Below are 23728 nucleotides of genomic sequence, written 5' to 3' on the forward strand. Positions count from 1 at the left end.
CCGCCCCGATGGCCGGGTTGTCAAACTGCCACGGTGCTAGCAGCGAATCCTCTGCCGATCGTCGGCCGCAGGATCGCGGTGGTGGCGGACGAGTATTCTGATCCGGAGAAAGGCAGCGGCGCGGTCAAGATCACGCCGGCGCACGACTTCAACGAATTTGAGGTCGGCAGGCGCCATAAGTTGCCGGCGATCAATGTTCTCACCGTAGAGGCGGCGGTCACCCTCACGGACAATGACGACTGTCTCGCCGGGCTGGAGGTGACGCCGTAGCGCCATGCGGTCCGGGACGAGCTCGACGGTCTGACGCTTACATCTCGCCGAACTGGTATCCAAGCAAGCATGAATTCCATAACCAGGTGCCGACGTGGAACTATCTCGTCGTCCACGCCCACGGACGCATCACTGTCCGGGATGATGAGCGCTATGTGCGCCGTAACGTGGCGAAGCTCACTCACATGCATGAAGCCTCGCAGCCTGCCCCGTGGAAGATGGGCGACGCGCCGAAGGACTTCATTGACACGATGGTGAAGGCGATCGTCGCCCTGGAAATCGAGATCACCAGCCTGGTTGGTAAATCAAAACTCAGCCAGAACAAAGAGGTGCGCGACATTCAGAACGCTGGTGAAATGCTGAATGCCCGAGGCGTCAATGGGATGGGAGAAGCGATGCTCGCGGTTGCGGCGGCCAAATCCCAATAGCAACTATCTTGTCCCGACAAGCCGCTGGTGCTGGATTTCCAACGGGTGACCTTGAGAGACAAATGCTTCGGCTCGCCGGAAACGCGACCAGCATCTGACCACCCGCTATGCGGCAGATGGACAAGAACTCAGGCCGCCATTTCGCCAGCCACATCCGCAATGCCGCCGGATCGATGGAAGCTGCTTACCCCGCCAGCCTCTCCGGTCATGCCGCTTGAGTCGTTAATACCTTGAACAGCAGCCTGGCGGTTAAACCGCCTTGCGTGTTCGGTATGGCGGCACAGCGGTTTGGAGGTCGGAGCCGACTGGCAGCGAACGCCACGCCCCACGGTAGCGATGCCTCGCAGCCAGGTTGGATGACCAAGCAGCGGCATGTGCGGCAGGCTTGCACCCGCTTCAGATGCGAGACGGGTCAAGACAATCATCCTGCACAACGCCACGCGGCGGTGAGCCGGTTTCGAAAAGGGCCGGCCCCGGCCGTTCATACAAGTGGAGTTGGGGGCGCGGGGCCGGATCAAGCCTATCGCGTTGGACCCGCCGGGACCGCGCGTACATCATCCCCGCAACGCCAGGCGCTCGCCTGGCGTCATGCGGGCTTCGGCTTGGCGCGCCGAATGTCTGGACCGTGTCAGGCGAAGTGAGAAACTGACCCCCTAACGAAACGAAGAACTGACCCCTCATTTTTGAGAGGATCAGTGGATGCAAGAAGAATTTCCATCGAAGCTCGCCTTGTCGACAACAATGCGGGTTGAGGAGATGCGGTCGGGGGAAGAAGTTTCAGCGATGGTTCGGCTGCATGAGGTCGGCTGGGGTGCGAAGCGCATTGCGCAAGAGTTCGGTTGCGCGCGCAATACGGTTCGCCGCTATCTGCGTGAAGGTGGTGTCGTGGCGTATCGCCAGCCTGCTCGTCGAACTGCATTCGACGGTCTGGACGATTGGCTTAGAGAGCGTTTCTTTCGTCATGATGGAAACGCGGATGTCATTCGCCAGGAATTGGCGAGCGAACATGGTATCGTGATCGGGCTTCGCTCGGTGGAGCTGAGAGTGAAGCGCTGGCGGCGGGAATTGAAGGCGCAGAAGCGCGCGACGGTTCGCTTTGAGACGGCGCCAGGTCATCAGATGCAGATCGACTTTGGCGATACGCGCGTGTGGATCGGCGGCGAGCGGTTGCGCGTTCACCTGTTCGTGGGGACGCTGGGCTATTCGCGACGGGTGCATATCCGCCCCTCTTTACGGGAGCGCCAGGCGGACTGGTTTGATGGGATGGAAGGAGCCTTCCTGCGCTTCAGCGGGGTTCCAGCGGAGGTTCTGCTGGATAATGCGAAGGCTCTGGTCGAGCACCATGACGCGGTGACGCGCGAGGTGAGGTTCAATGCCCGACTGCATGCCTTTGCCCGCTACTGGGGCTTTACGTCACGAGCTTGCGCGCCATATCGGGCCCGCACGAAGGGCAAGGACGAGCGTGGGGTCGCCTACGTCAAGAAGAACGCGATCGCCGGCCGCCGTTTCGAGAGCTGGGCGGCGTTCGAGGCGCATCTGGATCGGTGGACGCGCGAGATTGCCGACCAGCGTGAGCATGGCACGACCGGCGTCGCGCCTGCGGAACGTTTTGCCGCTGAGGCCGGTGCGCTTCGGCCGCTTGCAGGCCGGGCGCCGTTCGGACAACTACGTGATCTGGTGCGCAAGGTTCAGGCGGACTGCGCGATCGACCTCGATACGAACAGCTACTCAGTGCCCTGGCGCCTGATCGGAGAGAGCGTTCAGGTAGTGGTTCTGGCCGGTCGCGTCATCATCCGTCATGCGGGCCGGGTGGTGGCTGATCATTCCCAATGCCAAGGCCGCCGACAACGGATCGTGGACCGGGCGCATTTTGTCGGCGTGGCTGGCGCCGAGGGACCAGTGCGCGCAGCAGCCCCTATAGAGATTGCTCCTTGCGCCTTGCTGCGGCCGCTGGCGGAATACGAGGCGGTTGTCGGGGGAGGCTGGTGATGACGACCGTGGATCACGACATGCTGGTCGCGACACTCGACCGGTTGAAGCTGACGGCAATCCGCGATCAACTCGACACGCTGCTGGATGAGGCTGCACGCTCGAAGATGACCTTGCGCGAGGCTTTGGCTTTCCTTGTGTCGCGCGAGATCGCGCGGCGTGACGAGCGGCGGATATTGATGTCGAGCAAACTGGCGCAGTTCCCGTTCGTGCGCGAACTCGACGGCTTCGACTTCGACGCGCAGCCATCGCTGGATCAGGGACAGATCAGGGAGCTTGCGACCTGCCGCTGGATCGCCCACGGCGACACAGTCCTGTTCGTTGGCCCTCCGGGCACGGGCAAGACCCATCTTGCAGTGAGCCTTGGCCGCGAGGCAATCCGCCAGAATTACAACGTGCAGTTCGTCACGGCAGCCACGTTGGTGGCGATGTTGGCCAAGGCCCACAGCGACGGCTCGCTCGACAAGCAGTTGACGATCCTGTCACGGCCGAAATTGCTGATCATCGACGAGCTCGGATATCTTCCCTTCGAGGCCAATGCCGCCCACCTCTTCTTCCAACTGGTGTCCCGCCGCTACGAGAAGGGATCGATCCTGATTACCTCCAACCGTTCGGTGGGTGAATGGGGGAGCGTTTTTGGAGATCCCGTGGTGGCCACGGCAATCTTGGATCGCCTGCTTCACCATTCAACTGTGATCACCATCAGGGGGGACAGCTACAGGCTGCGCGAAAAGCGACGGTCCGGCCTTCTGCAGAAGGTCGGCTCGGTGCCCGAAACAAACGAAACAGCAAACCAATGAAGGGGTCAGTTCTTCAGTTCGCCAAAGGGGTCAATTCCTGGATTCGTTTGACAGACCGGCATCGCGGAGCAATGGCGCACCAGTCTCCGACATGGTGCGTAGTCGCCATGCTGCCCCTGGCCAGATCGTAGATGACCTCGGCTTGTTCGCCATGGCGAGCCGAAGCACGTTGACGGCCGTGCCGGGTGACGCGCCGTCCCAGACTATCATCCCAAAATCGGCGCGCGCCATCTCCCGGTCTTTGGCGGCGTGGATCCAGTATCCTCTAGCGCCTTCAGGAGACGGGACCCGGTAGGCAGCCCAGTCGCCCAGATCATTGCGGGGTTCCTTGGCCGCATGGAAGACCCCGACATGTTTGTAGCCGTAGCCCGCGAGCAGGCCCTGCGCCTCGGCATCGGCTCCAGACGCGTCGCCAATCAGCACGCCGTGCACGGCAACAACGATTGGGCGGATCCGAGCGATGGCAGGTTCCGGCAGCTCAAATATCTCGCGTGGAACCACCTATGAATATCATCGACATCATGACTTTCCCTTCTCTCCAGGGCTCCCTCGCTCTGACCGCCGTCTCCCTCTGGCCCTGCGTGAGGGGTCACCCGAACGCCGAGACGGCGAAGCCGGCTCGGGGAGCGGCGGGACGCCGCAACTAGAGCCCGGTCGGCGGCAGGCCGGCGCGCAGACCTGCCGCTTCCGGAGGCGCTACGCCCGCGGAGCTAGTGGCCTTTGTCGGCCAGCCAGAGGCTCACGTCCTGGATCGAGCGCATGAGCACCGACGGATTGTCCCGCGCGGGAATGAAGCCCCAGCTCTGCCAGTAGCGCTCTGCCTCGGCGTCGATCGCCCGCACCACCACCGCGCGGCCGCCGACGATGTCGGCGCCGGCGACGCAGCGATACAGCGCGTCCTTGACCAAGCCGCTACCGACGCCTTGTCCGGCATAGCGGTGGTCGACGGCGAGTTGTCCGATCAGCAGGCAGGGGATCGGATCGGGCGGGCGTCCGGTGCGGATGGCGCGCGGTGCGCTATTTGGCTGGATCACGCCCGGCGCGAGGCCGTAATACCCGACGACTGTTCCCTCGTCGTGAACGACCAGGACGCGGGTAAACCCGCGCGCCTGGTTCGTTCGCGCGAAGCCGGCCAGCCAAGCATGGAGCGCCGGCTTGCCGCAATCGAAGCTGTCGAGGCGGTGTGCGTGGTCGAGGAGTTCGATGCCTGAAAGCGCCACCTAGCGGTCCCAGGGCGGGGACCGACGCAGCCGCTCGGCCGCCTTCGCCGGGGGCGCAGCGGCCGGGGCTGAGATCGCCTGCATGAAGGCGTCATAGGCTTCCGGGGACACGCGGATGACGGTTTCGTTGAGGATGGCCGCCTGCGCCTCGTGCAGCGCGGCGCGCCGCATGAACTCCGTGCGCGACAGGCCGAGCAGCTCCGCGCCGCGGTCGATGATGGTGAGATCATCGTCGCGAAACCGCATCGAGACGGGTGCTTCCTTCCTGGTGGGTGTGGTGGCCATGGCGCGCTCCTGTGCTGCGGACGTATATACGTTAGTGTAACGCGGAACGCAATACTACGTTCCCTGGCGACGTCTCGTGGCGGATGGTCTCAGGATTTCTCGCCGCATCGGTTCTTCTCGGCTTCTCGCCCCAGTCGCCATTGCCGCAACCCAGAGCAAGGTGGCTTTGGTCAGCTCCGGCGGATCAATTACGGCTTAGGAAGCGCATTTGTTTTTGGCGGCCGGATGAGCGGGTCCAGAAGCGAAGTCGCTGCCATGACTGTCGCCGGACGAGCCCCGGCTATCCCGAACCTGATGAACATCTGACGCGATGGCGACTTTCGGGCCGTCACGCCACAAAGGAGGAACGGCTATGAAGGCTGGGCGGCGGCACTTTCATTCTCAGGCGCCGCTCTATGCCACCTGTCGGCCAATGTGACATCGCCACTGCGGTCCTTCGAACAAGTCGATTCGATTCTGAATTTCGGCCTTTAGATGATTGTAGCGATTGAATCAGCGACAAGGGCTGGGCAATCGCGGTTGTGGTGACCGCGAGCCACTAAGCTTATGCCGTACCCTTACAATGATTCATCAAGGCGTTTACCTCGGCAATCACGAGATCCGGCGTGATGTCGAACTTGCATCGGACTTTGACCGGACAATGCCGCACTTGGTCCAGACCACATCCGCGACATTCAATAACACTCATAAGCATGCTGACCAAGGGACCTCGAAACCCCCAAATCTCAGGTAGATGTGACGCCGTGAAAATGCCGATAGTAGGGCGGCCAAGCTGGGCAGCGACATGGCCGGTGCCTGAATTGTTCGAAACGACGAGCGCGGCCGAATTCACGAGACAATTGAATTCCAATTCTGACAAGTCGACAGCCGTCCGAATGTTCGCGGCTCCACGTTCCCTAGCTATCTTCGCAACCTCCTCAAGCGCTTCCAGGCATTCGCCACGGCCAACGAGGACCACCTCACCACGGGTCGAAAGAGCAGCGACAACTTTGCCAAAACTTTCAATCGGCCAATCTCGCAGGCTGGAATTGGAGAACGGAGCCACGACAATCGGGGCATTGCCTGTAGTCGAATTCTGTGGGTGACCCGCTCCGCTTTCGAAATAGGCAGCTGCCTTTGCGACCAGAAAGAGGAGGATTTCTGACACATGCTGGAGACGCACCTGCTTACGGTCAATGAACCAATCAAGCCATCTACGGGGGATTTTGTTAGCAAGCCCTATTTTTTGGACCAGCTTGTAGAAAATGGTTCTGCGCAGTTTCAGATTGAATGGCGCTATCGCAATATCGATCTGATGCATGCTGTACGGATCAACTATCGCCGCACGGTGCCTGGCGGGAACTTCAAGCAAGATCGGCCTTGTTTCTTCCGGAACACGCATATCAATGGCAAGATCAAACTCGCCGGTCAGCAGCGGCCTTATGTCCGCGGCTTCTTTGCGCGTTTTGACTTTTGGGTTGCGAGGAAAAAAGTCAAAAGCAACGTGATCGTCGGCGAGGTCGAACTGTTTTGCAGTAGCGATGTTCCAGCTTCCCACCACCAGCGTAATGTGGGCATGCGCAAAACGCTGACGAAGGTCCTTTAGAGGCCCTAGAGACATCCAAAAGTCGCCGACATGATCAAGCTTGAGGACCAAAATTCTCATCCTTGCGCTTGACTGTTCCGGCTCTTCCCAGCTGCGGTATATAATTTGATTGCCGTCGTGCTTTGTAAAATATGCCATTGCCATTCCGAAGATTATACGGTCAACACTGATAGCCCAGTGACGCGTGTGTAGGTTGGAGTGCTCCCCACTTTGTCCCCGTCTCCGCAAGAATTCTGCCATCAGATCCAAGCCGCGCTCCAGCAGGAGCTGTTGGGCGAAGTCTGCATCTCTAGCGGTGGTAGCGCGCCAAGAAGCCAGCTATGTCCCGACCCGCAATGTGAAGGGCTTCGTCACGGTCTCGCATGCAGTGAGTTCGGCAACGCCGAGTAGACGGTGATCGCCATGCCGCCGTCCCCAGATCTCGGAGCATAACGGCAGTGGCCTCGCTCTTTGGTCGATGCTGATCCTGAATGCGACCTTCGCCGCCGGCGACGACACCGCCGGCCGCATTGACCGTCTCGGGCACGCCCTGTCGCTGTGGTCCCGCATCACGGTGGCTAGCAAGGACCCGCCGCAGCCGCTTTTTTATGCGCGTCCGGTCGTCCAAGGTGAAGTGGACGAATCAACCCTGTGATGAAGTCGACTGCCTGCCAGCGGTGAGGTGGCAGGCGGCATCGATGAACACCATTATTCGCCGAGCTTGGATAGCGGCACCTCTATCACGCTGAGAGCCTGTTATGCTGGTCCAGCGTTTGATCGCAGTCTTGATCCATGCGAGCAGCTTGTGAGGGATGCAATCGAACGAGGCGCTGCTCCCACAGTCGTCGCAGGCCCTCCATCACAGCGTCACGCTTAGCCTGATCCGGCGCAATTGTATTGAGGAGATCTCCCAACATGGCTTCGCCCTCAATCCGCATCAGCAGATTAAACAAGTCGTGTGAAATTCGTACACTGTCACTGCTGAAGTGGGTCGTGCTGATCTCGCAGTGAGTCTCCCGACGATCTGGCGCTTTGTAAGCGCGGGTTTGATGGAGGGACACATAGGGCGGCAACGAAACCGCAAGCGCAGTCCAATCCTGCAGCGTTGCAGCCCGCTTTTTTACCAGGAAGGGCCCGACCACAAGTCCATCCAGCTCTGTCGTCAGAAAGGTGGCAATCGCGTCTGCAACCGAATCCACGATCGGTTCGGCATTGTTGTTAAAGGACGTATTGAGCAGAATTGGAGTGCCTGTGCGCTTCTTGAACGCATTGATGACCTCCCAGTACGCGGGATTGGCGTTGCGCGATACTGTTTGCAGGCGAGCGGTACCGTCGACGTGCGTGATGGCACCGAGCAAGGCGCGCTTTGAGTCACGCACGCGAACGACGAAATTCATGAATGGAAATTCGTGCCTACCGTCCGGGAGGTCGAAAAATTCGCTCGCATCCTCCTCCAGCACAGATGGCGCGAAGGGCCGATAGCCTTCGCGCTTCTTGACCATCGCATTGATCCGGTCCTTGTTTGCGGCGGGCCGAGGGTCGGCAAGAATGCTGCGGTTGCCCAGCGCACGTGGCCCAAACTCCGAACGACCCTGCACCCAGCCGATCACGGCGCCGTTGGCGATCCAGTCGGCTGCACTGCTTGCCACGTCATCAGAGCGTTCAACCTCGAGATGTCCGGCCCATGCATTCAGTTCCTGTTGCACGGCGCGCTCGCTCCCGAGATCAGGACCCCAATAGACCTCCTGCAGTCGCTCACACGGCGCGGGGCGGCCCATCTCGTTAGAGACTATCAGCGCAGCTCCCAATGCGCAGCCAGCGTCGTGAGACGCGGGTTGCACGAAAATGTCTTCGAAAAGCCCTGAATACAGCAGCTTACCGTTCATCGTGCAGTTGTGGGCCACCCCCCCCGCCAGGCACAACCGCTTCATGCCGGTGGCCTCACGGTGATGCCGGAGAATGTGGAACACGATCCGCTCAAGCGCTTCCTGCAGTGACGCACTCACATCTCGATGCTGCTGGGTGAAGGGCATTCCCTTTCGCCTGACCTCGATATTGCGGAGCAACGCCGGACCGATGCGGTCGAGGTGAACACGGTAGCCACCGCCGTTGGCGGAGAGCTCGTAGAACTGCTCGAAGAGCTCGCGATAGGTAGCGGGGTCGCCGTAGGGCGCGAGTCCCATTACCTTATACTCGTCGAACAAGCCGTAGCCGAGATAGCGGATCGTCTCGAGATAAAACAGCCCAAGAGAATTGTTCTCGGGGAAAGCCTCGAGTTGCGTAATTTCTGTGCCAGACCCTACCGCCAAGAGGCCCGATAGGAAATCACCAGAGCCATCAATCGCTAGAATGAGACTTTGTTCGAAGCCCGACATTGCAAAGGCGCTCACGGCGTGCGCCTGATGATGACTTACGAATGAAATACGCGAACTGTCCAACTTAGTGCCGAACTCACGCGTTAACAGATCCTGCACCAACGTTTTAGCATCCAACGGAATGGAGAGAATGTCCGGGTGCGATGCGGACATACCTTCAAGCATGGCGTTGGCATAGGGCTCGCTGGCGTAGAGCGCGACACGATCAATGTCGTTGAGCTGAACCCCCGCCGCTGACAGACAGTATTGAATCGAACGAATTGGGAGCTTGTTGGAGTGTTTCATCCGATTGAGGCGTTCCTCTTCGACGGCTGCTATCACCCGTCCGTCTCGGACGAGCACCGCGGCGCCATCGTGCATAAAGGCGTTCCGAAGCTCGAATCGGTTTTCATGGACTTGGTCAAGTCCGCCGCTAATTCCTAGACACAGCATTTCTTTCTCCACATAGTGACGGGCAAGCCAAATTGGCCTGCCTCAGACCGTTTCCAACTAAATAGGCCGCGTTGTCGCTTGCAGCTGCAACCGCCTGTCAGGCATCACCGGCATCAAAGAACGCCTCATAAGGGTCCGCCTGAATCAACATGAGATGCTTCGATCGTGGCGCCTGCCGTTCCATGACGCCGAGAGCTTGGCTGGATCATCGAATCTTGAGCGGCTGCTGACTTGCATGCCGGCGATGCCGTTTTCATCTGCAGCACGAACTTGTGACGCGGGCTGCCTATATCCTTGCGAAGGGGCGGCTGTTGACGAATAATGCCGCGCCGTGAACTGGCCCGATTTCATTCCCCGAAAGACCGTCGCACAGGCGAGTGACATGTGCTGCACTGTCCGCCTGCTTCCCGGTCGCACATCCGATAACGCCTTCGCTTGTGCAGGAGGCCGCATCGCGTCATTCGTCGGCCAAACATGGCACCGACTGGAAGCCCGGCAATACCGCGTAGATGTAAAGTGCGCTGATGTTGTATGGTAGCGCTGCCGGCCGGGTCTCCAATCCGCTGCCCAAACGAGCGGACTGCCTGCGGCAAAAAGCCCGCCACAAGCAGAATCGCGCTGGGCAGCTGGCTCGCCTGCAAGACTTCGCAGCTCAGGAACATTGGGGACGACTAGCGTCGAACCGCCGACATGATCGGCCAGTTGCAACTCACTTCTCGGCACGACCTCCACTGCACGTCAGGGCGCATGGAAGATTTTCTCCTTTGGATGGGTGACCGGTGCGGACGTGCTTTTGTTCATGCAAGATTTCCGAAGAGTTATGAAATCGTTTGTTTCGATCAAAGTCATCCACGCTATGAATAGCTGCCGGACATGCGCTTCAAAGGGGCTTCAGGCTTCCCGGATGGCTACTCCGATTCGAAGCGCGTGGCATTCCATGCGCTCTATCACAACATTTTTCAGCAAAGGGTATGAGAGCAAACCCACACTTCTTTTTCAGAAGTCGCTTCGAAGCAGCCGAGGCCTTGATGGGCTTCTTCACCAAGTTCGGCGATGGTGCCGCAGACATTCTTCCTCTTTCCGGGCTGAACAAGCGCAGAGTTCGCGCCTTGGCAGTGTATCTGGGCGCTCCGTCTGATCTTGTTGGAAAAGATTCCGACCGCCGACCTGGAGAACCTCGTCCCGGTCTCACATACGATGAGATTGACGACTTCCTCGAAGGCCAAGAGATCAACGATGCGGCGCACAGGCGCCTACTTCATGCGCATTCCAGCACAGCCCATAAGCGAGCGCTTCCCGTCACAACGATTGCCATGACGGGTTCGATATTTAGGCATCGGCAATAGCGTCTCAACATACACGATCGATGGGCTTGCCGCAGTTAGGCAGCTAGCGGCCTGAATTACCGCTGGAGCGAAGCGCTGCTCTTTCAGCCCGCATGCGGTCATGAGGTTGACAGTGTCGGCACGTATCGCCGAGGCCGGCACGCGAACTCATTCTCCCTGAATGCCTGCTCTATCGATCTTCCGCAGCGTACCCACTTGACCGGTCGCTTCGACATTCCAGGCACCTGGATTGTAGCCGATCCTTGCCGCTCTCCTTCGGCCGGTCGCAATGCTAGACGTGCGGCCGTTACGCTATGCAGAGCTGGTTGTCAGATGCGTGATGCGAAACGTGAGATGCAGCTCCAGTTTTGGCGATGGCGGGCTCGCCGCATTGTTGATATCATCCGCACAGAACAGGCGCGCAAATGACATCGGATTCAGAGAAGGCTGAGGCGGTCGAGCAGTTACTTGATACACCTGACCTTGCAACCGCACTGGAAAGCGAACAGTTCAAGAAATTCCTCGACCAGGTGCCGATCGCCATAGCCGTTTCGGACCTTGCCGGTGAAGAGCGCGTGGTCTACGCCAATCCGGAATTCGAGAAACTGTCAGGCCTGACAGCCGCCAGGCTCACACGAGCAAACTGGGCAGCCCTTTTGGGCAAAGGCCTCCATCAGCAAAAGGACAGGCCGCTAGCCGAGGCCGTGGTCGAGGGAACCGATTTGGTCGGCACCTTCAAGCTGGAGCGCGGAGAGGACAAACCCGCGATCGTCGACGTTTATTCGAACGTGATCGAAGACGAAAACGGCAAGGTGTGCTTCCGACTGGTGGCCCTGGTCGACGTATCCGCCCATGGCGAGGCGGGAGATGAGCGCTCGGCGGAGGAGCGTGTTAGCGAGAAAGACACGCTGCTGCGCGAACTGCAGCACCGGGTGAAGAACAACCTGCAGATGATCACCGCGCTGATCCGGCTGGAAAGCCGCAACGCGACCGAGGCCGACCGGAGACGGTTTGAGCGGCTCGCCGGTCGCGTCGACGCTCTGGCGATCCTCTACCAGACGCTAACGGCCGACGAGCCGAAGGAGGAGGTCGACCTTGGCGTCTATCTCAGCCAGATCGCGTCCGCGGTCATGAGCTCGCATGCGGTCGAGGGAATCCGCCTGGATATGAAGGTGGATACATATCCCGTGTCAATAAACGTCGCCATGCCGGCCGGGCTGGTCGTAAACGAATTGCTGACCAATTCACTAAAGCATGCGTTCCGGGGCCGCGATGGCGGCACGATAACACTGCACAGCGTCGTCAATGGCGATGGCTGCCGGGTTATAGTGGCGGACGACGGAATCGGCCTGCCGGAAGGCGAGGTGTGGCCCAAACCAGGCAAGCTCGGAGCGCTGATCGCGCGATCGCTGACCGAGAACGCCAAGGCGCAGCTAGCCGTCGAGTCCAGCGCCAACAAAGGGACGAAGGTGACCATCGTTTTCAAGCGGTCGGCGGCAGCAAGCTGAACGGTTGCTGTCGACTAGCAGGCTGGCGGCTGGCTTCATGTCGCGGCTTTGAGCAGGTGGCTGCAAATAGGCTAGGTCGCCCTTCACGGCCTGCTTCACATGGTCGAGGTCTTCCATTATGCTCCAGGCTTGCTGCTTCTGACTTCGGCGGCCAGTCCATCCCCACCTAGCGGAAGGCACTCCCGCCTGATTGCGTTGCGGCTTGAGTCTTGACGGCGGGGGCACCTGACGCCTTCGCGCTCATCACGCGCGGGCCGGCAATTCAGCAGCGAGTCATCGCTTGGCCAATCTTGCCGAGGACGAAGGTCTAACCTACAAATAAAATTGGTCCGACTCTTCGTGGCTGGAGGTAACCGCGAATTTGCGCTATCGGGACAGGAGAGCAGTGCTGTAGGCAAACCGCGATGCGTGCATTCGTTCGATTGGTTCTACGATTATCCTGACGCCTGGGGTGACCAGTTGCACCAGTATTTCCTACTACGCGCAATCTTTGCAGGGTCATGTGCAGATCATCGCGGCCCGCCAAGACATCGGAAAACTGATCGACGATCCTTCAACCCCTGAGATATTGCGCGCCCGAATGGCATCGGCGGCCGCCATATAATAGTTTGCGGCAAAGACGGCCGCGATCGAACGGCTGAGGACGCGCTCGCCAACAGATTGCGCGACAGACGATGGGGTGGATACCGCGGATACGACGCCTGGTTCGATGCTCCGATCAACAACGCGAAGCTCGCCGCGACTTCCGTCTACAGCGATTCGGTTCAAAGGCTTGGCGCGTTGGACAAAGCTCGCCGCGCCGAAGCGCGATGCATAGAAGCCGGGATAGTCGCCCGAACACAAGTCGAACAAGCGGAGTGGTCGACCGTTTCGTCCTCCCCGGGGACGAGCCGGTTGCTCTGGCCTGGGGCGACCTGATGGGTCTTGCGGAGCACCGTCTCCAGCATGGCGATCAGGTCTTCGGGAAGTATGGCCTCATTCTGCACAGACGGTTTTGCGTGGCTGTTACGGATGCCGGCGGGCACGGTGGCGATATGGCGGTCCTTTCGATCGAGCGGCTCGCCACGCTGCGTATAATTCCACGCCAGGGAGGAGAGACGGCGCTCGATCGTCGCCACAGAGTTTGGTTTCTTGTCTCCTGTAACCTTTCTGGATGCACAGGCCGTGATGTAGAGGCCGACGGTCTGCGGATCAGGCGGCAACGCCTCGAGGTGCTGCCGGCGCGCCCAGGCGCAAAAAATCCGCTCTCGACCGAGCGGCGTCAGACCGGTATTCTTATGGATGTTCATCCGGTCCCCCTGGAGTCACTGAAGCTTCGACAATCTCAGCTTTCCCGGCTCGGACCGGATGGACAAGCTACTGAAAGCTCACAACTAGCTACCAATGCGATCAGCTTTCGGGCTATCGGGCGCATCCAGGGAGGATGGGTATGTTCTTGGCTAACGGGCTCAAGCTGCGGGACCGCGGGTGCACGCTGGCACTGATGTTGGCGATCATATGTGTATGTGCGCCTGCACTGGCGGCAAACGCGTCGGATCAGGCGTGCCGGTCCATCGCCAAGCTCAAAATTCCAAGCGTGATCTTTACCGAGGCTAGCCTTCAAAAGCCGCAGGAGATCCCCGCAGATCCCTTCACTGCATTCACCGGCGCCTCGCCTCAGGCGGTAAAAGTGGGCGGGCACTGCCTTGTCCGAGGTGTTATCGGGAAACGCCAGGGGGTCGATGGTCAATCATATGGCACCCGGTTTGAGGTGCGTCTTCCGACGACCTGGAACGACATGTTCCTTTTCCAGGGCGGCGGCGCAGTTGATGGCTTCCTGGCGCCGGCCGTCGGGACCATTCCTTGCCGGAACTCGACCGCGGCTCCCGGGCTCTTGCGCGGCTACGCTGTTGTAAGCATGGATGGCGGGCACCCAAGCCCCGATCCGGCTTTCGGGGTCGATCAAGCCGCACGCATTGATTTTGCGTACGCCTCCATTGGCAAAGTCACTTCGGTCTCGAAGCAGGTGATTGCCAAGTTCTATGGGGCGGCTCCGAAAAAGTCGGTGTTCATGGGATGCTCGAATGGCGGTCGTGAGGCGTTGATAGCGGCTCAGCGATATCCGCTCGAGTTCGACGGCATTGTTGCAGGTAGCCCGGGTTTTCGTCTCAGTGCCGCCAACATTGCCGAAGCCTGGGATACTCGCCAGTACATGAGCATCGCTCCCAAGGATGAGGCCGGCCATCCCATTCTATCCCGCGCCTTCTCCCAGCAGGATCTGAACATCGTCGCCAAGGCGGTTCTCGCTGCCTGTGATGCCCGCGATGGCATTGAGGATGGCGTCATCAACGCCTGGCAGCAGTGCCGGTTCGACCCAAAGGTCCTGTCCTGCCAAGGCGATAAGACGGACAGCTGCCTCACGGCTGGTCAAGTGCAGGCCATGAGCCGCGCGTTCGCGGGTCCGGAAAGCTCCGATGGCGAAAAGCTTTACAGCGATTGGCCATATGATACGGGCGTTGCGGGCGCGGACTGGAGAATGTGGAAGCTGGGCAATTCCCCCACTTCCCAGTCGGATGCAAATAACATCGTTCTGGGAGCCCGCTCGCTTCAATACTACTTCATGACGCCCCCGGCGCCGAATTTTGACCCCCTGAAGTTCGACTTCGACAAGGATCCGGCACGCGTTGCGGATACGGCCAAGCTCAATGATGCGACCGGCACGTATCTCGCCAGCTTCGCTGCCCACGGTGGAAAGCTGCTCTTGTTTCAGGGACTTTCCGATCCGGTCTTCTCAGCCAACGATCTGGTGCGCTGGTACAAGCAAGTCGTCGAGGTCACAAGCGGCGGCGATTTGGAAGCGGCTCGCCGTTTCGTGCGCATGTTCATAATCCCGGGGATGACCCACTGCGGCGATGGCCAAGCCTTCGACGACTTTGATCCTTTGGCCGCCATCGAGGGCTGGATAAACCAAGACAAGGCTCCGGATTCTCTCGCGGCTGGCAGCAAGGCATTCCCCGGCAAGCACCAGCCGATCTGCGCTTATCCCACTCAAGCTGCCTATGGCGGTAAGGGAAATCCCGATGAGATCGCGAGCTATTCGTGTCGGGGATAAGAGACCTCGTTATTTGTTCGCTTCAATCTGCGCGCATTCCCGGAACAGGTCTCCCGGACCAAGGATCGGTTGGAAAAGCTAAACCCGGAATTTGTGGGCCGTGCCATAACGCAGTTGATGATCATGCCTGACTACGAAGCGTCGGCCGCCGATAGTCTGGACACAGCGCTCGCTGTGCTCGATGAGGTAATTGTTATCGCCTGAGATCTGACCGCCTCATCCCAGCGGACAAAACGGGGGCATCAGAGCCCGGACGCCTTGGTGAGATTTACGCGGAAACGATCGCGCCGGCGCTGATAATTTCGCGTCATCTCCGCGGAGGCATGGCCGAGCTGTTTTTGCACATAGCGTTCGTCGACCTCGGCCGACGAGGCGAGGCCGGCGCGCAGTGAGTGGCCGGCGAATTTCTTGGCCCGTTCGCCCTCCGACAGATCGCCGCGCACGCCGGCGGCGAGCGCCGTGCGCTTGACTAGGCGTGCGACCTCCTGGTCGTTCAAGCGATCGGCACCGACGGCTCTGCCTTGACCAGCAACGCGCCGAAACAGCGGTCCGTGCGCAATGCGCGCCAGTCTTAGCCAGGTCTGCAGAGCGACCACAGGGCAGGTGGCGTCGGAGGAGCCGCGGCCGATTTCGACCTCGCGCCAGCCGGTTTTGCCGCGCAATGTGACAAGCAGACCCTTATCGGCAAAAATCTCGACCCAGCCGCGCCCGTCCTCGGTCTGATCCCTGCCGACGTCGAGGCCGACGATTTCGGATCGGCGAAGGCCGCCGGCGAAACCCAAAAGCAGCATGGCGCGGTCGCGCAGACCACGCGGCGTGCCGCGGTCGAGGGTCTCGAACATGCGATCAGATCCTCGGGCAGGATCGCTTCCTTCTGCCGGGGAGGGGAGGCGTGGGTGTTGCGAACGCCTGCCATCACCGTGGCGATATGCCGGTCCTTGCGGTCCAGCGGCTGGCCGCGCGGGCAAAATTCCAGGAGAGCGACGAAAGCCGGCGCTCGATGGTTGAAACGGTGTTGGGCTTTTTGTCGCCAGTGGCCGTACCTGACGCGCAGGCGGCGATATAGAGCCCGACGACCTCAGGATCGGGCGGGAACATCTCGATGCCTTGGCGCCGGCACCAGCTCGAAAAATGCTTCCAGTCGGCTGCGTAGGCGCGGCGCGTGTTGGCCGAACTCGCCGCCTCGATATAATCGCGCGCGCGGCCGGCGAGCGCCTCAAGCTGCGCAGGCAGGCTGGGATTGGCAATGGCTGGAAGGGGAGGGGACGAGGCTAGGTCGGCATCGCCCATCTGCATGACGATATCGATGATGTCGGGCAAAGCCGCGGCGCTTTGTGTATGAAGCTTGTCCGAAATTCGTAGCATATTTCGGACATCTTGACCGTCACTTCGTCCGAAATCGGACCACAGATTTCGGACAAAGCCCCGGCATCAACCCGCCAATATCTCGATCTGCCGTCGCCGCTGCAAACGTCGCCTGTGAGAGGCGAGCCGCCTCTAAACTGGTCGTATATCCCGATTAATAATAAGAATGTAGTCAACTTCCATATTTTAGAGGGCACGCATGCTGCCACTCAACCGGCCTGATCACCACACAAAGTGAGGAAGAACCTGGTTAGGTGCAAAGCGACAATTGCCTCGACAGCGGGTCCCGGAAGGTTTATGCTGCCCAATCTTACCGCAATCCGAAATGGCGATTGAGTACCTTCACGAGTGAAGGGATTCCCGCGGTCTTAGAGATGAGTTGTCGAATGGCGCGAAGTCGCACAGAATCGCGAAGTCGCACAGAATCGTGTGTTTGATACCGATCAGGATCGCGAGCTATTTCAGGTGCAGAGAGGTCTTGCGCCCGATGCACGAGTTGCTCCCGGTCCAACGGAAGTGAATGGGGTGGAACTGCTTTGTCGACCAAATTGTTGACGGAACGTCCGGCGCCCATTGTTGCTACATGTCTGGATTCTTGGGGCGTTTTGGATGATGCAATCCACCATCTCACTCCAAAGGGCAGTGGAATCTGGAACAATGTCGCTTTTGTACGCAGGACATCCTTCGCGCCCGATTGGCATATTGTCTTTAACTCTGCTTCTATTTTTGGGCTCCCTGTTGATATCGAGGCGAGTCCAAACAGGACAATTTTTGCAATCGGCGAACCGCCGACGAAAGCTCATCGCGCATTTCATGAAGGGCAGGGGAAAAATACCATCGTCCTGACGTCTGACGCAGAGCTGGCTGCTCGGCAGAATGCAGAGCGCCGATTCGTTTTGTCTCCACCTATCACTCGGTCTTGGTCTGTAACAAAGACATATGACCAACTTCTGGTCAGCGAAGTCGTGGACAAGCCGCTTCGGCTCTCATGGATTACCAGTAACATCGCCCTGCTTAAAGGGCATCGATATCGGCTGGCGTTTCTGGAACGGCTGAGAGAGGAGCTCGATTTTGACCTGTTCGGCCGAGGTTTTCGGCTGATTGGAGATAAATGGGACGCACTCGCACCGTACCGTTACAGTATAGCTTTCGAGAATACTCGTGCTGATTACTATTTTACAGAGAAGCTTATGGACTGCTTCGTTGCTGAAACAATGCCGATCTATTACGGCAGTTCGGCAATCACCAGGTTCTTCCCTTCCGACTCAATGGTTCTGATTGACCCAGAGGACAAGAACGTAATCCAAAAAATTCAAGAAATCATCGACTCGGACCTCTGGAAGGAGCGTCGCGGCGCAATACAAGAGGCGAAGCGGTTGGTTCTTGAGAAATACAATACGTTTGCTTATCTCGCGGGCTTCATCGAAAGCGTTCACGATAAACCCTTACCGCCGGAAGTTATACACATCGGTTCGCCTGCGGTCGATTTTGGGACAGACGAATGAAGTACTCCAACGCTCGCTTCGCGTGCCCGGCGGTTGGTGGTCTGGCGAGATCGGTACGGAGCGCTCGGCGGAGAATGCCTACCTGCGCAGACGGGCCGGCACGGGCGCACGAGGTCATGCGCCCCCGGCTGCCGCTGATCAGACGAACTGGGGAAGGCCAGGAACGGAATTGAGGACCTCGTCCACGAGTTCGTCGCCGGCATGTTCCTTGGCGAAGGCGATCGTCTCGTTGGCGATGGCGGCGATCTTTAGAATGCTGAGACCCTCACTCATCAATTGCTGGCCGAGCCCCATGAGGCCGCCTCCGCCCTCTGGGTCGTTGCCATGATACTTCGCCACTAATTCCGAAGCTCCGGGAATGGCCGCGATCATGCGCGCAACGGGACCGTCGGCCGCGTGGCGTTGCAGGAAACCCAGCATTAACCCAACGGCCTTCTCTGCGAGAGCCGGGCCGATGCCGGCACCAGTGGCGATGCGCGATAAGAATTCTTCCATGGCAGGGTTCGTCTCTCTTTAATGAGGTTTACACGGGGCCGGTCCGGCGCCCAAAGCGCCCTTGGCCGAACCACAATTGAACTCCACAAAAATAGGCCGGCGGAAGTGCTATTGCAACTGCGCGTAAAACCGCCTCTGTCAACGCAAGCTGCGTCGGACGTGCGTATTTCGCAAAAACGGGACAGTCGTTCCGCTAAATCGCGGACAGCAGTTTCACTAATTCTCGGACAGCAGGATGGGGTCGGCGCTCGGTTGCCTGGTTGAAGTCATTTGCGATTGATTTCGCCGTTTTCGGCGCCGGTCAAGGGCGGCGGTGTTTTTTGCTTTCTCATGCTGTCGCCTTCGAGGGTGATGCGATGGGCGTTGTGGATGATCCGGTCGAGAATGGCGTCGGCTATTGTCGGCTCCGCGAATGCTTCATGATGCACCTTTCCTTGATCGCCTGGTCCGTTGCAGTCGGCGTTGAAGTTGATCGATCTGGTCGCTGGAAAGGTTTCCGCTTGGCCGCGGGCGTCACCATTTCTTTCCCACAAGATCCTTCAACGCGGCATTGTCGAGCATGGCGTCGGCCAAAAGCCGCTTCAGCCGCGTGTTCTCGTCCTCCAGAGCCTTCAGTCGCCGAGCCTCGCAGACATCCATCCCGCCGAAGCGGGCCTTCCAGTTGTAAATCGAGGCGTCGCTGACCCCGTGCTTGCGGCACAGATCGGCAACCGATACCCCGGCCTCATGTTCCTTCAAAATTCCGATGATCTGCTCTTCAGAGAAGCGGCTACGTTTCATGTCCTGGTCCTCTCGATGGGCCAGAACGAACTTCAAACCGGATTAGATAAGAGGGGCAAGGTCAAGGTCGATGACTCAACTGTTGTGTGGGGAGAGCTCTTACTTCTCATTCGCTCCAAATGCGGACGCGGCGCACGAGCTCGGAAGTTGAGATCCCGTAGCGATCGTGAAGCGTCGGCAGCGCGCCAGCGTCGAGGAACTCGTCGGGCAGGGCGATCTGGCGAAAGACTGGGGTCACTCTCTCGCGCATCAGCAGCGCGGCAACGCCTTCGCCAAGGCCACCAATGATGGTGTGGTTCTCCGCCGCCACCACCAGCCGTCCCGAACGGCGCGCCGCAGCGAGTATCGCCTCCGTATCCAGAGGTTTGATCGTCGGAACGTGCAGAACGGCGCAGCCGATCCTGTCGGCTTCAAGCGCCTTCGCGGCCTCCAGCGCGCGCATGGTCATCAGGCCGCTGGAAATGAACAATACGTCCGCGCCCTCGCGCAGCATTCGCGCCTTGCCGATTTCAAATGTATAGTCGTCTTCGTCGAGCACGACAGGAACCTTACCGCGCGAAAGCCGCATGTAGACCGGCCCGTTGTAGTCCGCGATCGCCTCCGTGGCCTGTTCGATGTCGAGCGCGTCGCAAGGGTCGATGATCGTCAGGTTCGGCATCCCACGGAAAATCGCGATGTCCTCCGTCGCCTGGTGGCTGGGGCCGTAGCCGGTCGTCAGCCCCGGTAAGGCGCAGACGATCTTCACATTGAGTTTCTCCTCGGCGATTGCCATGCAGATGAAATCGTAGGCACGTCGCGATGCGAAGACGGCGTAGGTGGTGGCGAAGGGCGTAAAACCCTCCCGCGCCAAGCCGGCGGCGGCGCTCATCAGCACCTGCTCCGCCATGCCCATCTGATAGAAGCGGTCCGGATGCTCCTGTGCGAAGACATGGAGATCGGTGTATTTCGCGAGGTCCGCCGTCAGGCCAACTATCCCGGGCCGCTGGTGCGCCAGTCTGGCCAGTGTGTGCCCGAACGGCGCATTGCGTGTCGGTACGCCATCGGGCGCGATCGACGCGATCATCGCCGATGTGGTCTTGCGCTCACCGGCATTGGCGGCGTGGCGCGGCGCGAACTTTGACAACCTCAACGCGGACGTCCCTTTTCCAAAGCTTCGAGCGCTAACGTCCATTCGTGCGGTTCGACGCGGATGAAATGCGTGATGTCGCGGGTTTCCAGGAATGGCACACCCTTGGCCATGCGCGTATCGCAAACGATCACACGCGGACGAGGTTCCTTCAGGCCGCGCGCCATGTCGAAGGCCTTGCGGACCGCCTCGATGTCGTTGCCGTCGACGCGCTGCGCATGCCAGCCGAAAGCCTCGAACTTGTCGGTCACCGGTTCGGAGGAGAGCATGGCCGTCGACGGACCATCGGCCTGCTGATTGTTGAAGTCGACAATGGCAATGAGATTGTCGAGCTTGTGGTGGGCGGCCGACATCGCGGCTTCCCAGGTCGAGCCCTCACCGAGCTCGCCGTCGGACAAAAGATTGTAGACGAAACTGTCGCTTCGCTTGCGCATCAGCCCCATGCACATGCCAACGGCAATGCCAAGGCCGTGACCGAGCGAGCCGCCGGTGATCTCCATGCCGGGCGTGTATGGCGCCATGCCGGACATCGGCATACGGCTTTCATCGCTGCCATAGGTTTCGAGCTCTTCCTCCGGCAGCACGCCCGCTTCGATCAGAGCCGCGTAGAGCGCGATCGCATAGTGTCCGATCGACAGCAGGAAGCGGTCGCGTCCCTCCCACAACGTGTCCTCCGGCCGGTAACGAAGCGCATGGAAATAGGCGACGGCAAGCACGTCGGCGACACCCAGCGCCTGTCCGACATAACCTTGGCCCTGGACTTGACCCATCCGCACGGCGCGTCGGCGGATACGATAGGCTCGTTCGGCCAGGCTGACATTGCTGCCAGCGCGAGGCATCTCAAGCTCCGTTGTCCACTCAGCCATGGATTAGCATCCCACCGTTGACATCGATCACGGCGCCGGTGATGTAGCTGGCCAGATCGGAAGCCAGGAAGAGATAGGCGCCGGCTACGTCGCGCGCCTCGCCCAGCCGGCTGAGCGGGATTCCCTTGATGATGTCGGCGCGCATGGCGTTGGTCAGTTTGCCGCCGGTGATGTCGGTCTGGATCAGGCCCGGTGTGATGCAGTTGACGCGGATGCCTTCGGGACCGAATTCGCGCGCCATGGCCTTGGCAAGCCCCAGAACACCCGCCTTGGCAGCCGAATAGTGCGGGCCACCGAAGATGCCGCCGCCGCGCTGGGCCGAAACTGACGACATGCAGATGATCGAGCCGCCGCCATTTTCGCGCATGTTCGGGATGAGTGCCTGGCTGAGATGGAGCACGCCGCGTAGGTTGACATCGAGGATGCGGTCCCAGTCAGCCGCGCTGATCTCCAGCGTCTTGACCGGCTGCGTGACGCCCGCATTATTGCAGAGCACATCGATCCTGCCCAAGGTTTCTGTCACTTGCGCCGCCGCCCTCTTGCAGGCGTCGAGGTCCGCGACGTTGCACGCAAGGCCGATATGGTCGGGTCCAAGCGACGCAGCGGCGTCACGCGCTTGCCCGTCATCGAGGTCGAGTATTGCAACGCGAGCCCCGTGCTGTACCATCAGCGCTGCCGTGGAGCGGCCAATTCCCCGGGGGCCCGCGGCCCCCGAAATCACCACGGCCTTGCCCTTCAGCAACAAGTCGAACTCTCCTGCTATTTCTGTTTGCCGGTGATCTAAAGTCGGTAGAACCGGGCGGCGTTGTCATGGAACAGCGCGAGCCGCTCCTCATGCGGGTGGGCGATCGTAATTTCCTTGAAGGCGTTCAAAATGGCGTCGAAGCTCGAGAACAGCTTGTCGACGGGGAAGTTCGTCGCGAACATCGAGCGGCCGACGCCGAAGGCTGCGATCGCCTCCTCGATGCTCGGCGCCGTCGACCTGCATGCCGGTGTGATTGAGAATGATCTGCACGTCGGGAAAGTCGCGCGCCAGTTCGAGGAAGTCGCTCATCTGCGGATAGTAGAGCTGCGGGTCGAAGCTCAGCCCGCGCTTCGCCAGCTCCCGGAAGCCGCGCCGCCATTCGGGCGTACGACTGACCTCCGGCCGCGCCAGATAGGTCTTGGCGGGGTCGGGATGATAATTCATCGGCTGCCGCATGCCGCGGAAGTTCGGATATTCCATGTGGCGGTCGAGGAGGTCGCCGACGTCGGGTTGGGACAGGTCGGCATAGCCGACGATGCCATGCGGAAAGCCTCGCTTGTTGGCGATCTCCTGCAGCCAGCGCGTTTCCCCAACCGGATCGCCGGGATCGAGAAGCAGCACTTCGGCTCCGGTGGAAAGGGCACGAGCGATCCGGACGATCTGGCCTTCGTGGAGGGACAATTTGCGTGCCGGCATTATCGATCATCGCTTCGCCGATCGCTGGGTCGATCAGCTGGAGCGCTCCGAGCGCAGTTTCGCGCGTGCGGCGACGGCTGATCTGCGACCAGCCCGACCTCGCATGCACAATGCCGATGTTTTCCGCGACCGGACAGCTCGGGCAACAGCGCCAGCTCCTGATGCACCACCGCGATGATCGGGCTGTTGTGGTCGGCCTTCGACGAGGCGAAGCCAATCTCGCCGGCTTCGCGTGAGGTCAGCCCTGTGACGATGCGGATGAGAGTGCTTTTGCCGGCGCCGTTGCCGCCCAGGAGCGCGTGGATTTCGTCGGCCCGGACCTGAAAACTCACACCCCGCAGGACACGGGTTGCGTCATAACTCTTCTCGATATTGGCAGCTTCGATCAGGGGCTTCCTGGTCAATACCTGTCCAACTCCCGGCACGTTGCCGGCGCTACCCAAGCTTTGGGTTGAACTCGGCTCCATCCTGTATCTCCTTCCGGGACCACTGTGCGACCGATTGACATTCGGCTCAATTTTCGTTTCTTAACATTCTGTGTAGCTGAGCTTAACTGACGAGGACGAGGTCAGACATCAAGTTCAATTCGATGGCGCATTTCGAGGCAGTCGCGCGGCTCGGCGGCGTGGCAAAGGCCGCTCAGGAATTGCAGGTGACACCTTCGGCGGTCAGCCAGCAGCTGCGGCTGCTCGAACACCAACTCGGGGTGCGGCTTTTTCAGCGCGAAAAGCGCCATCTCTCGCTCACGATCGACGGTGAGCGGCTCTTCCAGACCACGACCCAGGCTTTCGAATCCATACGCGAGGTGCGTAATGCCATTGTGCGGCAGCGCGAAAGCTTCCAGCTTAGCCTGCGCGTCAGTC

The 23728-nt window shown here is 60.0% G+C and carries 22 protein-coding genes and 6 pseudogenes; 12 read left to right on the forward strand and 16 right to left on the reverse strand.

The features are described 5' to 3' along the window. Positions 1–51: 51 nt before the first annotated feature. Positions 52–267, forward strand: a pseudogene (locus NKI63_RS27160) (hypothetical protein); the annotation flags it as partial. Positions 268–356: 89 nt separating this feature from the next. Further along, complete coding sequence (locus NKI63_RS27165; RefSeq protein WP_352849561.1) at positions 357–698, forward strand: FMN-binding negative transcriptional regulator; 342 nt, start codon at positions 357–359, stop codon at positions 696–698. A 128-nt stretch (positions 699–826) separates the two neighbouring features. Here the strand turns inward: NKI63_RS27165 and NKI63_RS27170 are convergent, their stop codons facing one another. After that, entirely contained in the window at positions 827–1114 is a 288-nt protein-coding gene (locus NKI63_RS27170) for a hypothetical protein (protein WP_352823945.1), read from the reverse strand. 283 nt (positions 1115–1397) lie between these two features. Between NKI63_RS27170 and istA the strand changes: the two genes are divergently transcribed. Both istA and istB read left to right on the forward strand, forming a co-directional pair. Continuing rightward, the gene (gene istA / locus NKI63_RS27175) at positions 1398–2687 is read left to right on the forward strand and encodes an IS21 family transposase (protein ID WP_352823946.1); all 1290 of its coding nucleotides are present in this window, start codon (positions 1398–1400) and stop codon (positions 2685–2687) included. Then, positions 2687–3487: an IS21-like element ISSme2 family helper ATPase IstB gene (gene istB / locus NKI63_RS27180; RefSeq protein ID WP_352823947.1), complete on the forward strand. Its 801-nt coding sequence runs from the start codon at positions 2687–2689 to the stop codon at positions 3485–3487. Before istA ends, istB begins: the two co-directional genes overlap by 1 nt. A 30-nt stretch (positions 3488–3517) precedes the next feature. On the opposite strand, the gene NKI63_RS27185 is transcribed toward istB, so the two are convergent. From NKI63_RS27185 to NKI63_RS27200, 4 genes are all read right to left on the reverse strand, one after another. Continuing rightward, positions 3518–3988: a hypothetical protein gene (locus NKI63_RS27185; protein ID WP_352823948.1), complete on the reverse strand. Its 471-nt coding sequence runs from the start codon at positions 3986–3988 to the stop codon at positions 3518–3520. A gap of 209 nt (positions 3989–4197) precedes the next feature. Continuing rightward, entirely contained in the window at positions 4198–4707 is a 510-nt protein-coding gene (locus NKI63_RS27190) for a GNAT family N-acetyltransferase (protein WP_352818668.1), read from the reverse strand. After that, positions 4708–4992 carry a type II toxin-antitoxin system TacA family antitoxin gene (locus NKI63_RS27195; RefSeq protein WP_352453587.1) on the reverse strand — a complete coding sequence of 95 codons (285 nt, stop codon included), beginning with the start codon at positions 4990–4992 and terminating at the stop codon, positions 4708–4710. 544 nt (positions 4993–5536) lie between these two features. Then, the gene (locus NKI63_RS27200; protein ID WP_352823949.1) at positions 5537–6715 is read right to left on the reverse strand and encodes a glycosyltransferase family 9 protein; all 1179 of its coding nucleotides are present in this window, start codon (positions 6713–6715) and stop codon (positions 5537–5539) included. Between the two features lie 319 nt (positions 6716–7034). On the opposite strand from NKI63_RS27200, the gene NKI63_RS27205 reads away from it, so the two are divergent. Beyond that, the gene (locus tag NKI63_RS27205; RefSeq protein WP_352823950.1) at positions 7035–7211 is read left to right on the forward strand and encodes a hypothetical protein; all 177 of its coding nucleotides are present in this window, start codon (positions 7035–7037) and stop codon (positions 7209–7211) included. A gap of 85 nt (positions 7212–7296) precedes the next feature. Here NKI63_RS27205 and NKI63_RS27210 read toward each other — a convergent pair whose 3' ends face one another. Beyond that, positions 7297–9363: a carbamoyltransferase family protein gene (locus tag NKI63_RS27210; RefSeq protein ID WP_352823951.1), complete on the reverse strand. Its 2067-nt coding sequence runs from the start codon at positions 9361–9363 to the stop codon at positions 7297–7299. 971 nt (positions 9364–10334) lie between these two features. Between NKI63_RS27210 and nadE the strand changes: the two genes are divergently transcribed. The 4 genes from nadE to NKI63_RS27230 all read left to right on the forward strand — a co-directional run bounded on the left by nadE (position 10335) and on the right by NKI63_RS27230 (position 13114). Further along, on the forward strand, positions 10335–10709 hold the full coding sequence (gene nadE, locus NKI63_RS27215) for an NAD(+) synthase (RefSeq protein WP_502900517.1): 375 nt from the start codon (positions 10335–10337) through the stop codon (positions 10707–10709). Positions 10710–11113: 404 nt separating this feature from the next. After that, positions 11114–12196, forward strand: coding sequence for a sensor histidine kinase (locus NKI63_RS27220; RefSeq protein WP_352823952.1), 1083 nt, complete (start codon positions 11114–11116; stop codon positions 12194–12196). Between the two features lie 451 nt (positions 12197–12647). Continuing rightward, positions 12648–12800, forward strand: coding sequence for an aminopeptidase (locus tag NKI63_RS27225; RefSeq protein WP_352453905.1), 153 nt, complete (start codon positions 12648–12650; stop codon positions 12798–12800). Positions 12801–12856: 56 nt separating this feature from the next. Further along, positions 12857–13114, forward strand: coding sequence for an aminopeptidase (locus NKI63_RS27230; RefSeq protein WP_352453904.1), 258 nt, complete (start codon positions 12857–12859; stop codon positions 13112–13114). 2 nt (positions 13115–13116) lie between these two features. On the opposite strand, the pseudogene NKI63_RS27235 reads toward NKI63_RS27230, so the two are convergent. Next, positions 13117–13434, reverse strand: a pseudogene (locus NKI63_RS27235) (integrase); the annotation flags it as partial. A 191-nt stretch (positions 13435–13625) separates the two neighbouring features. On the opposite strand from NKI63_RS27235, the gene NKI63_RS27240 reads away from it, so the two are divergent. Next, a complete protein-coding gene (locus tag NKI63_RS27240) occupies positions 13626–15287 on the forward strand; it encodes a tannase/feruloyl esterase family alpha/beta hydrolase (protein ID WP_352711118.1) in 1662 nt (553 codons plus the stop codon). A 242-nt stretch (positions 15288–15529) separates the two neighbouring features. Here NKI63_RS27240 and NKI63_RS27245 read toward each other — a convergent pair. After that, positions 15530–16652: pseudogene (locus tag NKI63_RS27245) on the reverse strand (site-specific integrase). 536 nt (positions 16653–17188) lie between these two features. Between NKI63_RS27245 and NKI63_RS27250 the strand changes: the two are divergent. Further along, positions 17189–18157: a glycosyltransferase family 10 domain-containing protein gene (locus NKI63_RS27250; RefSeq protein WP_352823953.1), complete on the forward strand. Its 969-nt coding sequence runs from the start codon at positions 17189–17191 to the stop codon at positions 18155–18157. A gap of 138 nt (positions 18158–18295) precedes the next feature. Here the strand turns inward: NKI63_RS27250 and NKI63_RS27255 are convergent, their stop codons facing one another. The 8 genes and pseudogenes from NKI63_RS27255 to NKI63_RS27290 all read right to left on the reverse strand — a co-directional run bounded on the left by NKI63_RS27255 (position 18296) and on the right by NKI63_RS27290 (position 23332). After that, positions 18296–18652, reverse strand: coding sequence for a hypothetical protein (locus NKI63_RS27255; RefSeq protein ID WP_352453730.1), 357 nt, complete (start codon positions 18650–18652; stop codon positions 18296–18298). Between the two features lie 266 nt (positions 18653–18918). Then, a pseudogene (locus tag NKI63_RS27260) lies at positions 18919–19074 on the reverse strand (ATP-binding protein); the annotation flags it as partial. Positions 19075–19145: 71 nt separating this feature from the next. Next, positions 19146–19432, reverse strand: a pseudogene (locus NKI63_RS27265) (transposase); the annotation flags it as partial. 106 nt (positions 19433–19538) lie between these two features. Continuing rightward, on the reverse strand, positions 19539–20561 hold the full coding sequence (locus NKI63_RS27270; protein WP_502895560.1) for a transketolase family protein: 1023 nt from the start codon (positions 20559–20561) through the stop codon (positions 19539–19541). Further along, positions 20558–21397 carry a transketolase gene (locus NKI63_RS27275; RefSeq protein ID WP_352823954.1) on the reverse strand — a complete coding sequence of 280 codons (840 nt, stop codon included), beginning with the start codon at positions 21395–21397 and terminating at the stop codon, positions 20558–20560. Before NKI63_RS27275 ends, NKI63_RS27270 begins: the two co-directional genes overlap by 4 nt. A 19-nt stretch (positions 21398–21416) precedes the next feature. Next, positions 21417–22169 carry an SDR family NAD(P)-dependent oxidoreductase gene (locus NKI63_RS27280; RefSeq protein WP_352823955.1) on the reverse strand — a complete coding sequence of 251 codons (753 nt, stop codon included), beginning with the start codon at positions 22167–22169 and terminating at the stop codon, positions 21417–21419. A 35-nt stretch (positions 22170–22204) separates the two neighbouring features. After that, a pseudogene (locus NKI63_RS27285) lies at positions 22205–22778 on the reverse strand (amidohydrolase family protein); the annotation flags it as partial. 86 nt (positions 22779–22864) lie between these two features. Continuing rightward, positions 22865–23332, reverse strand: coding sequence for an ATP-binding cassette domain-containing protein (locus tag NKI63_RS27290; protein WP_352823956.1), 468 nt, complete (start codon positions 23330–23332; stop codon positions 22865–22867). Between the two features lie 122 nt (positions 23333–23454). Here NKI63_RS27290 and NKI63_RS27295 point away from each other — a divergent pair. Continuing rightward, positions 23455–23728, forward strand: a 274-nt coding sequence (locus NKI63_RS27295) for a LysR family transcriptional regulator (RefSeq protein WP_352823957.1), incomplete at its 3' end; no start/stop codon positions are given.

Source organism: Mesorhizobium sp. M0410 (genome assembly GCF_040321435.1).
In the GTDB taxonomy this organism is placed as follows: domain Bacteria; phylum Pseudomonadota; class Alphaproteobacteria; order Rhizobiales; family Rhizobiaceae; genus Mesorhizobium.

Bases quoted from the DNA above. Each gene is read 5' to 3' on its own strand.
- NKI63_RS27205 (WP_352823950.1), top strand. From the start codon at position 7,035: ATGCTGATCCTGAATGCGACCTTCGCCGCCGGCGACGACACCGCCGGC.
- nadE (WP_502900517.1), top strand. From the start codon at position 10,335: ATGAGAGCAAACCCACACTTCTTTTTCAGAAGTCGCTTCGAAGCAGCC.
- NKI63_RS27195 (WP_352453587.1), bottom strand. From the start codon at position 4,992: ATGGCCACCACACCCACCAGGAAGGAAGCACCCGTCTCGATGCGGTTT.
- NKI63_RS27255 (WP_352453730.1), bottom strand. From the start codon at position 18,652: ATGGAAGAATTCTTATCGCGCATCGCCACTGGTGCCGGCATCGGCCCG.
- NKI63_RS27210 (WP_352823951.1), bottom strand. From the start codon at position 9,363: ATGCTGTGTCTAGGAATTAGCGGCGGACTTGACCAAGTCCATGAAAAC.
- istA (WP_352823946.1), top strand. From the start codon at position 1,398: ATGCAAGAAGAATTTCCATCGAAGCTCGCCTTGTCGACAACAATGCGG.
- NKI63_RS27275 (WP_352823954.1), bottom strand. From the start codon at position 21,397: ATGCCTCGCGCTGGCAGCAATGTCAGCCTGGCCGAACGAGCCTATCGT.
- NKI63_RS27200 (WP_352823949.1), bottom strand. From the start codon at position 6,715: ATGGCATATTTTACAAAGCACGACGGCAATCAAATTATATACCGCAGC.
- NKI63_RS27240 (WP_352711118.1), top strand. From the start codon at position 13,626: ATGTTCTTGGCTAACGGGCTCAAGCTGCGGGACCGCGGGTGCACGCTG.
- istB (WP_352823947.1), top strand. From the start codon at position 2,687: ATGACGACCGTGGATCACGACATGCTGGTCGCGACACTCGACCGGTTG.
- NKI63_RS27290 (WP_352823956.1), bottom strand. From the start codon at position 23,332: ATGGAGCCGAGTTCAACCCAAAGCTTGGGTAGCGCCGGCAACGTGCCG.
- NKI63_RS27220 (WP_352823952.1), top strand. From the start codon at position 11,114: ATGACATCGGATTCAGAGAAGGCTGAGGCGGTCGAGCAGTTACTTGAT.